General features: G+C 55.5%; 8 protein-coding genes. 2 read left to right on the forward strand and 6 right to left on the reverse strand.

All coding sequences use genetic code 11. The features are described 5' to 3' along the window. Window positions 1-109 precede the first annotated feature (109 nt). Complete coding sequence (locus tag VNV36_RS22125; protein WP_325720538.1) at window positions 110-2,704, forward strand: bifunctional diguanylate cyclase/phosphodiesterase; 2,595 nt, start codon at window positions 110-112, stop codon at window positions 2,702-2,704. Between the two features lie 105 nt (window positions 2,705-2,809). Here VNV36_RS22125 and VNV36_RS22130 read toward each other — a convergent pair whose 3' ends face one another. The 6 genes from VNV36_RS22130 to VNV36_RS22155 all read right to left on the reverse strand — a co-directional run bounded on the left by VNV36_RS22130 (window position 2,810) and on the right by VNV36_RS22155 (window position 7,953). Beyond that, window positions 2,810-3,277: an HvfA family oxazolone/thioamide-modified RiPP metallophore gene (locus VNV36_RS22130; protein WP_325720540.1), complete on the reverse strand. Its 468-nt coding sequence runs from the start codon at window positions 3,275-3,277 to the stop codon at window positions 2,810-2,812. Window positions 3,278-3,551: 274 nt separating this feature from the next. Further along, window positions 3,552-4,343: an HvfC family RiPP maturation protein gene (locus VNV36_RS22135; protein ID WP_325720541.1), complete on the reverse strand. Its 792-nt coding sequence runs from the start codon at window positions 4,341-4,343 to the stop codon at window positions 3,552-3,554. After that, on the reverse strand, window positions 4,336-5,220 hold the full coding sequence (locus VNV36_RS22140) for an HvfB family MNIO-type RiPP peptide maturase (protein WP_325720543.1): 885 nt from the start codon (window positions 5,218-5,220) through the stop codon (window positions 4,336-4,338). Before VNV36_RS22140 ends, VNV36_RS22135 begins: the two co-directional genes overlap by 8 nt. Window positions 5,221-5,334: 114 nt before the next feature. Further along, on the reverse strand, window positions 5,335-5,754 hold the full coding sequence (locus VNV36_RS22145) for an organic hydroperoxide resistance protein (protein ID WP_325720545.1): 420 nt from the start codon (window positions 5,752-5,754) through the stop codon (window positions 5,335-5,337). A gap of 105 nt (window positions 5,755-5,859) precedes the next feature. Continuing rightward, window positions 5,860-6,375 (reverse strand): HvfX family Cu-binding RiPP maturation protein, encoded by a 516-nt coding sequence (locus VNV36_RS22150; protein WP_325720547.1) that lies wholly within the window; start codon window positions 6,373-6,375, stop codon window positions 5,860-5,862. A 516-nt stretch (window positions 6,376-6,891) separates the two neighbouring features. After that, the gene (locus VNV36_RS22155; protein WP_325720550.1) at window positions 6,892-7,953 is read right to left on the reverse strand and encodes an SDR family oxidoreductase; all 1,062 of its coding nucleotides are present in this window, start codon (window positions 7,951-7,953) and stop codon (window positions 6,892-6,894) included. A gap of 102 nt (window positions 7,954-8,055) precedes the next feature. Between VNV36_RS22155 and VNV36_RS22160 the strand changes: the two genes are divergently transcribed. Then, a complete protein-coding gene (locus tag VNV36_RS22160) occupies window positions 8,056-8,700 on the forward strand; it encodes a dTMP kinase (protein ID WP_325720552.1) in 645 nt (214 codons plus the stop codon). Window positions 8,701-9,249 lie beyond the last annotated feature (549 nt).

The raw sequence follows: 9,249 nt of genomic DNA on the forward strand, positions 1-9,249 counted from the left end.
CTGGCGCAACTTCGAATTTCATCTGTGCCCGCGATGGACACTCACGGTTTGCCGTTGGCTGCCGACACCTTATTCATAGAGGAATCGCCTCGACGACCAGCGGGAATTTATGCCCAACGACCTCCCCACGATTTCTTGCTCGTCCAGCAATCGTTCAAGCGTGGCTTTGACCCGCGCTTCGCTGTTCAAATTTGTTGCCCTTTTGGCCGCGATATTCCTGCTTGCCAGTTACTCACTGGTTTATGTGGCCCGGAATCTGGACCGAGCGGAGGAGGCCGAAAGTGCCTTCTACACCAGGAAAGCCGTGGAATCATTGGAAAAATCCCTGCGATCGACCGTCAAGGATTACGCATTCTGGGGTGATGCTTACAAGCACTTGCATACGGGTCTGGACGTTGACTGGGCGTACGTACGACAAAATCTGGGGCCCACGCTCTACACCGACTTTGGATTGCGCGGCGTATTCGTTGTCAACGATGTCGATCGCACTGTCTATTCCGTGCTCAACGGCGAGATGGCATCGGTTGAAATTGAACAATGGCTGGGTCAGCCCATCGACGCGATCCTTCATAAGGCGCGCGAAGGAGCCGAGGTCGAAACGCCGATAACCACGTTCATCAATGTCGGTGGTCTACCCGCCATTGTCGGTGCTGCCGGGATCACACCAGGAACTGATCCAACGGTCGTAGCGGATGACCGGCAAGCGTCTGTGCTGATTTTTGTCGACATTCTGGATAGCGCCAAGCTCGCTGCCATGGGGCTGGATTTCGGTGTAGACGGCCTTCACATGGCCACTCCCGACGAAATACCCTCGGTGTCTGTTTATCCCTTGGGAGAGGAGGGAGCCGCCGGCAGCCTGCACTGGAATCCGCGCAAACCTGGTCTGCAATTGTTAGCCTTTGGATTGCCCCTGTTAGGCATTGCTGCGTTGTTGATCTGCCTGATGACCTGGTTCATTTTGCGCCGTACCACCGCCGCGGCACAGGCGCTGGACGCCAGTTACTCTTCACTGCAAAGCAGTCAGGCCGACCTCGCGACCAGTGAGGCGCGCTTTCGCGATGTGGTTGAGGCCAGCTCGGATTGGGTATGGGAGATCGACGGCGCCGGGTATTTCACTTATCTGTCCGAGCGGTTCGAAAATGTCACGGGACTTTCCAGAGGGGAATGGATCGGGGCGCCAATAGATGATCTGCTGCGCACCGAATCAGGCACATTGTCTCAATGGCTCGGTATTCCCAACCGCCGCCCCGATATCAGCGCCCAATGTCGCTATGTCGATAAAAATGGCGAGGAACGAATCACCCGTCTGTCGGCGCGAGCAATGACGCAAGGAGGTTTTCGAGGAACGGCAACAGACGTCACCGATGAGGTGGAAGCCCGGCGGCGAATTGAATTTCTTTCACAACATGATGCCCTCACGGGCCTGCCCAACCGTACACGTCTGCAAGAGTTTCTTGATGGCAAACTCAAAGCTTTGCCGACAGCAGAACGCCCCTTGGTCATGCTCAGTCTTGACCTTGATCGATTCAAGCCGGTGAACGACCTGCTCGGGCATGCCGCAGGCGATCTGGTGCTTAACCAGGTGTCGAGCCGTCTCGCAGATTGCGTGCGGCATGGCGACCTTGTCGCTCGAGTCGGCGGCGACGAGTTTGTACTGATAATCACTGATGTCAATTCGCAAGAAGAAGTCGAGATACTGTGCCGCCGACTCATAGAGTCCATCGAGCAATCAATCCAGCTTAACGAGCAAGAAGTCTTCGTCAGCGCAAGCATCGGCATCGCCATGGCGCCAAATGACGCCTGCGAGGCAGCCGATTTGCTTCGGTATGCCGATATCGCGTTGTACGAAGCAAAAGCTGGAGGCCGGAATACCTGGCGTTTTTATGCGGGGGATATGAATGCCAGGATTATTGAGCGTCGACGTCTGGAGAGTGATCTGCGCTTCGCAATCAAGCACGAGGAGCTGCGACTTCATTTTCAACCGCGCTTTCGTATCTCCGACGGGCAGATGGTGGGTGCCGAAGCGTTGGTGCGTTGGCAACATCCAGAGCGAGGCTTGATCGCCCCCGATACGTTCATTCCGATTGCCGAGGAGTCCGGGCTGATTCTTTCCCTGAGTGACTGGGTCCTTAATACAGCCTGCCAGTGCGCGGTGCATTGGCCGGAAGCGATGTTTGTGTCGGTCAATCTGTCGCCCAGCGAATTCAAGCGAGGCAATTTGATCGAGCGCGTGGAAAAAGCACTTCGCGAGTCCGGTATCGCGCCTACCAGGGTGGAGCTGGAGATTACCGAAAACGTCATGCTCGACGATGCGCCCGGTGCCTTGGAGTTGATGCATACATTAAAACGGCTGGGCGTGCGCATCTCCATGGATGACTTCGGTACGGGTTATTCCTCGCTGAGCTATTTGCGTACCTTTCCGTTCGATGGCCTGAAGATAGATCGTATCTTTTTGGAAAAGCTTGTCGAAAGCGATGATGAGTCGATCATCCAGGCGATTGTAGGCCTGGGCCGTGCTTTATCACTCACTGTTACCGCAGAAGGGATTGAAACTGCAGAACACCTGGCGTTATTGAAAGCGGTGTCATGTGATGAAGGACAGGGTTTCTTTCTCAGTCGGCCAATTGACACTGAGGCTTTCAACCGGCTGATGAAGGGCAAAGCGATAACTGAACCTGGATTCAGTCCGACTCGCGTTTCGTGAACAGTCGGTAGTCGGATTCGAGTGTACGCCATTGGCGCTTATCTGAAAGTAAATCGCCCTCCCTGGCCGTAGCCGTAGGGAGGGCGAATATTACGGCAGCAGCAATCAGTTCTGCGCTTTGCTCATGCGGGTGAAAAGCTCGGTGGGTACTTTCTTGCCGTTGGAGAGGTACTGGTTGCTTCTGAACTTGTAGACCTCACCTTCCGAGAGAAAACCATCGTGATTGGTGTCCATGGCTTGAAATTCTTCACCGCCCTGAGGTGCCACAGCCAGGAGTTCCTTAAGAGAGACGCGACCATCATGGTCGGTATCTGTGCGAGCGAAAGAGTCGTCACCACACTTGCCTTCACCGCACTTGCCTTCGGCAGTAGCGGACTTGTCGCTGGCTTTGCTGGAACCGCACTTGCCTTCACCACATTTGCCTTCGCCGGCCTTATCGGCCGATGCCAGTTGATAGCCTTGGGGCAATGGCTCGACAGCAAAAGCTGCAGACGATGCCAGGCTCATGCCACCGGCCAAAGCAATAGCGGCCAGGCCAAGGGCGTTTTTGTTCGAGAATGATTTACGGTGCATGGTGATTCTCCAGATGCTTTGCGCGGCCAGGCCGCGGTTCATGCCACAGGGCGGATAGACCCAAAAGGAAGCTGTAGGCGGAGTGGGAAAAGCCCGGAAATGCGCGCAAAGCGTCTTCCACTTCGACAGGGCGACCTTGTTCGGGTAAGGCTTATTTAGCCGGGGTTATGTATCCACGATGTATCTGCCGAGAGGAGCATTTGTAAGCCAATCCCAAGACTTCACGTATGGGTACATAGAGATACAAAAACTGATCCAGGCCTTTGATAGCCAGTCAGGACAACCGCCCTGAAACGGGTTTCGCTGCTACGCCGACGGCCGCTTGCTCATGCAACTGGCGCAGCAGAACCAATGCGTCGGCAACGAAGCGGGTCACGTCTGAAGCACCAGCCTCTACAGCCAAAGCATGCAGCTGCGCTCGACCATCCATGTCTGGGAACTGCTCGATCCGCTGCAACAAACGGAATGCCAAGGAGCTGACCTGCGAGAACTGCACTTGGCCACTCGGCACACGGCTGAGCAGCAATAACGTTGGTTGTTCTGGCGGTTCAGAAGGCAGGTGGCTTGGCCCGAGACGATGTACGGCCCAGGTGTAAGCCAGCGGCCAGACGAGCGGGGAAAGCCTGAGGGGGCGGTCGAGCAACTGCGTCGCGTCACTGGCCTTTAACGGCGCAGCGTCCAACTGTTGCAGCGCCATCTCGACCCACTCGTAATGGGCCAATTCAGGTAAGAACGGGTACCAGGGATGCTCGCGACCAGGCGAGTCCTCCAGGCTTGCTATGAAGTCTACAAACTCACGTGCAATTTCCCCGAAGCGTGGCGTTTGCGCGCGGTAGTCACGTAAAAATCGTCGCACCAGCGCACGCCAGCCGGCATCACCCAGCACGGCAACCAGTACCGGAAACGTTCCACCCAACAAACTCAGCAGATTATTGAACACCAGGTTCAGATAGACCTGCGCTCTTGCGGGATTCATCTGCGCAGGAGGCGCATAACTGTCCGGATCACGTAGGTAACGGGTCAGCGCGAGCTGCTGACTGTGCAAACTTGCAGTGGAGTCAGCCATCGACGGCCACCCGCACCAAAGCATCCGCGTCGCGTTGCAACCGCCTGATGGTATTCAGCTCAGCCACAAGTTCGTCGTAGGACGGAAAGTTGAAATCGCGCTCCAGCAGCGTTGGTTTCACACCGAAGAGGTTATAAGCCTGCCCCAGCAATGACCAGACTACCGGTTTGACCGAGGCACCATGGGTGTCGATTATCAGGTCATCGGCTTCGTCATAATGCCCAGCCACGTGCATGGCCACTACGCGTTCTGGTTCCAGGCCGGCCAGGAAAACCGTTGGGTCAAACCGATGGTTCACTGAGTTGACGTACACATTGTTAACGTCGAGCAACAGGTCGCAATCGGCCTCGCGAAGAACTGCATTGGTAAAAGCAAGTTCGTCCATATCCTGATGAGCAGCGGCGTAGTAAGAGACGTTCTCTACGGCAAGACGGCGGCCAAGAATGTCCTGTGCACGACGGATGCGCCCAGCAACGTGATGAACCGCCTCTTCAGTAAAAGGCAACGGCAGCAGGTCGTATAAATGGCCGTCGTCACTACAGTAACTTAGGTGTTCGCTATAAAACGGCACGTTGAAGCGATCGAGAAACCCGCGTACCTGCTCAAGAAAAGACTCGTCCAGAGGCGCACTGCCACCCAGCGACAGTGACAGGCCATGGCATGACAGCGGATAGCGTTCAGCCAGCGACTGCAGGGCATCTCCATGAGCGCCGCCGATACCGATCCAATTCTCTGGAGCCACCTCTAGAAAATCGAAATCCCCAGCGGGGGCGTCACGAAGCGTGTTGAGCAGCGCGCGGCGCAATCCGAGCCCGACGGTCGGTTCAAGTGGTGGCTGTGGAGCTAAATGCACTGATGGTGAAACGCTCGTTTGCATGAGTTCAATACTCCGATTCGACGTTTGGAATCTCCGATCCACAGCACCTTCCCAGTCACCTTGGGCAGCCGGGCGGGCCGTGGATCTGGCGACGGAAACCCGCCACGGTTCTGCTCAAACGAGGTTGATCACCACGTTGATGTTGTTCCGCGTCGCTTTGGAGTACGGGCATGTCTGGTGTGCGGTATCGATCAGGGCTTGAGCGACCTCTTGATCCAGCCCGGGAAGGTGGACGTTGAGGCGAGCCTGGAGGAAATAAGCACTATCGGTTGTGCCTAAATCCACTTCGGCGTCGACGGCAAGATCAACCGGGAGAGTGACTTTCATCTTGCTCGCCGCAAGTCCCATTGCACCGATAAAACAAGCCGACCAACCTGCCGCGAACAACTGCTCTGGATTGGTACCGGCGCCAGAGGTGCCAGGAGATGACAGCTTTATATTCAGTCGGCCATCGTCACTAAGCGAGGTGCCATTTCGTCCACCCGAGGAGGTATGGACTTTGCCGGTGTACAGCACTTTATCAATATGGGTCATGATGAAACTCCTGATTAACAATCCAGTAATCGCCATTTCTTTGCGATTAACTAGCGGGGTTTAAAAGCGATAACCTTGGTGACGACTGACGTCCGTGATCACGATTCAGCTTGCATTCAAACGCTTGAAATACCGATCGATGAATGCATCCAGGCTCAGCTTGCCGGCTCCTGTGAACAGCAGCGGCACAAGTGCTACGAGATAGATCAAGGGCAGTTTGAAATTGCCGTAGCCGTTATTGCTGATGGAGTAACCCTTGGCCAGTTCGCTCAACGTCGACCAGTCTGCTGGCCAATGAACTGCGGCAGTTGCCACGACGGTGACCACGATGAGGATGAGTGCCGAAAGGCGTGTTCCCAGACCTATAAGCAAAGCAATCGAGCAGAGCAGTTCTGCCCACATGGATAACTGCCAATTGAACGTAGCCGGCAGATGATTGAAGGGAAAAGGAAAGGCACCTTGAATGCTTGGGAACCAGTTCTCGCCGTTCCACTTTTCCCACCCAGCTTCAAAAAACTCCCAGGCTAGAAAAATGCGCAGGCTTAAAGGAGCGATCCAGTGTCCAACGCGATCGAGGTTAAGTTGCAGCCGACTCAAGACAGATGACACGTTTGCTTGCATTGGTTTAATCCTCCGACTTGTCGTCAAGAAAATGGAAACAGTTCAGCTGCTTCCAATGAGAGGTGGCAGGCGTGGGACCCCCTGCGCTGGCCGTGACCGTAGTTGATCGTGTCGGTGTATCTCGCTTGTGTCTTGCGCTGCTGCAAGCTCAATGTTTTGTAACGCGCCTGCATCCGTACACACTTGGATACAGAGTGAGACCTGTTAAAGACACGAGCCAGGCAGTTGGTCTGAGTATTTGGTTTTGCTTGGAGTTTGCGTGGTTGATCGGCGTCGTTCTGCCGGCGATACGCGGGAGGATTTCCAGCAGGGCGCAGTCATTCCCATGCGCAGCGGCGAAGGCTATGGAGCAGGGGAATGACTAAATGCCGCAGATGAGGGCAGGGCGGAGGCGTTTGGGTTTAACGTGTTGATGCGGCGCTTTGGTTCACCAAGTCGAGGTGACCTGATGAACCTCTCGTTATAGCAATTCAGGGGCTGCCGACAAGTACCGTTTAATACCTATTCTGGAGCGATCTAAGGTATCAAGCGCATCTCACGTAGTTTGTCGAACACGTCGAAAAATGCTTGATCGCTCGCCTGGTATGCAGTGAAACCCATTGCGCGGCTTTTCGACATATCAGTGACAACTTCAATGGGTCGCCCGAGATCTGCATCGGTATGCCATGGGGATATCAGGCGACCGATATCAGCTTCTTTCAAGCCGTGATCCGCAACTATTTGCGTCCATACGGCCTGGTCGTCAGCCATCTGCTTCTCAAGCGGTGAAAGCGAAGCGGGATAATCGGCAGCAGGCAAATCGAAGTATTCAGCAATTCGGCCCCACATCCATTTCCAGCGAAATACATCGCCATTCGTAACATTGAATGCCTGGTTGGCCGCAGCCGGCGTGGTGGCCGCCCACAGTTGCTGTTTCGCCAACTGCCGCGCGTCCGTCATATCGGTGAGGCTTTCCCACTGCACTCGTGATCCGGGAAACACAAAAGGCCGATTGGTTTGTTTGCAAATCGAGGCATAGACGGCGAGGGTGGTTGCCATGTTCATCGCATTGCCCACCGCGATCCCGGTGACGGTATGCGGCCGATGAACGCTCCAGGTAAAGCCGTCCTTTTCAGCAGCAGCGAAGAGTTCGTCTTCCTGGGCGTAATAGAAGTTCTCGACATCCAGACGACCCTGCTCTTCGCGGAAAGGCGTCTGCGGCAGGCTGCCTTTACCATACGCTTCGAACGGGCCGAGGTAGTGTTTCAGCCCGGTCACCAGCGCTACGTGTTTAACGCTTTTGGCTGGGCGAATAGCGGCGAGCACGTTACGTACCATCGCGGCATTAACGCGAATGTTCTCGGCTTCCGTGGCTTGCCGTGACCAAGTGGTAATGAACACATGAGTGGGTTTCAAACCCGCCAGCGCCTGCTCCAGCGAGGCTGGGTCTTGAAGGTCTGCCGCGATAGGGATCACGCCTTGCGCTTGCGATGGATGCCTCGACAGCGCGGCGACCTGCCAGTTGTTGTCGATGAGTAACTGAGTGATGGCGCTGCCGACGATGCCGCTGGCGCCCACGACCAAAGCTGTCTGAGTCATACGTTTCTCCTGGATTCAGATTTCGGAGTACGCCAGAGCATCAGAGGTTCAACCTGAAAATCCGTTAGAGTGTTCACTACTTTTCCGTCGAACCTGTCAATAATGAATCGTCCGCTGTTTGTTTCTCTGGATGGCCCGAAAGGCGTCGGTAAAACCTCGCTGCTGGAGGCCATTACTGAATCCCTGAGGGCAGACAACCAGAAAGTCATCCGACTTTGCGAGAAAAAAAGCGACCCGTTCAGGGGCGAAACAATGCGCTTGGTGAACCGACTCGTCCGACATCCTGACCGGGGTCTGGAGCTGGAGGTTTGCCAGCGCCTGGCTGATAGCCGCCGCTGGATTTCTCAAAACGTGCTGAACAAACAACCGGCCGACAGCATCATCCTGATTGATCGCTGGTACCCGTCCGATGCTGCGTTTCGCCGCCTAGTCCCGTTCGCAGAAATCCTGCAGTTGAACCTTGATCGCAACGTCCAAGTGCCAGACCTGCATGTCGGGGTGGTCACCGCGGCGGAGATTTCGTGGTACAGGGCGGGGGCACGACGGCGCGGCTTGAACAGCACTGTGCTTCGCGGACTCGAAGAGCATGTCGCTTGTACCCAGACGTTTGAGCAAGCGGCTGCCGACCAGGGTTGGTTTTTGTGCCGGAATGAGGGAACGATCGAGGAGGCGGCGAGGCGGGTGGTGGTGGAGATTAATCGGGTGTCTATAAGTCTCGATGTCCTAAGTATCAGTCCACCAGGCTGAGCGGCGCGGATTTGATCTCGAATCCCTCGCAAAACCATCGTTCGACTGAGCGCGGCACCCGAAAAGATTTTGCAGATGGCCTGGCGTTCAGCGGTGAGATTCAAGCTTGCCTTCACAGCCGAGTGACTGTCAGTTATGCGTTGTTAGGGCTTGTTAGCGCCCGGCTACCGACGTATGTCGCGTGCTGACTTTTCGCTGGCCACTCAAGACGCTGCACCGGTTTTCGATGCACGTGGCCTGCAGGAAACGGCGGTACGGTGTACGAGCATTTTTGACATGCCTGTCTCTTTGCCATCGTCACCACCATGTAGGAAACGGCTGATATTTATTTCGCAGAATTCCTACATTTTGTTTGCCTCACCAGCAAAAAACGTGGTTATTATCCGCCGGCGCTTCGGGTCACAAACCCGGCGCCAGAAGATTGCCGTGTGTCCACAGACCCGGCAGTCGCAGCCGATCGGGACCACCCTGGCGCTGTCATCCCCGCGCAGGTTGTTCCTCGTCGTTGACCCTCAAATGGAAGTCGAGGTTTCAATTGGTCACGCGGTT

Origin of the sequence: Pseudomonas sp. (assembly GCF_035554175.1) — a bacterium.
GTDB lineage: Bacteria > Pseudomonadota > Gammaproteobacteria > Pseudomonadales > Pseudomonadaceae > Aquipseudomonas.

Excerpts from the sequence above, each read along its gene's own strand:
- VNV36_RS22140 (WP_325720543.1), bottom strand. The coding sequence starts at position 5,220 with ATGCAAACGAGCGTTTCACCATCAGTGCATTTAGCTCCACAGCCACCA.
- VNV36_RS22150 (WP_325720547.1), bottom strand. The coding sequence starts at position 6,375 with ATGCAAGCAAACGTGTCATCTGTCTTGAGTCGGCTGCAACTTAACCTC.
- VNV36_RS22130 (WP_325720540.1), bottom strand. The coding sequence starts at position 3,277 with ATGCACCGTAAATCATTCTCGAACAAAAACGCCCTTGGCCTGGCCGCT.
- VNV36_RS22145 (WP_325720545.1), bottom strand. The coding sequence starts at position 5,754 with ATGACCCATATTGATAAAGTGCTGTACACCGGCAAAGTCCATACCTCC.
- VNV36_RS22160 (WP_325720552.1), top strand. The coding sequence starts at position 8,056 with ATGAATCGTCCGCTGTTTGTTTCTCTGGATGGCCCGAAAGGCGTCGGT.
- VNV36_RS22135 (WP_325720541.1), bottom strand. The coding sequence starts at position 4,343 with ATGGCTGACTCCACTGCAAGTTTGCACAGTCAGCAGCTCGCGCTGACC.
- VNV36_RS22155 (WP_325720550.1), bottom strand. The coding sequence starts at position 7,953 with ATGACTCAGACAGCTTTGGTCGTGGGCGCCAGCGGCATCGTCGGCAGC.
- VNV36_RS22125 (WP_325720538.1), top strand. The coding sequence starts at position 110 with ATGCCCAACGACCTCCCCACGATTTCTTGCTCGTCCAGCAATCGTTCA.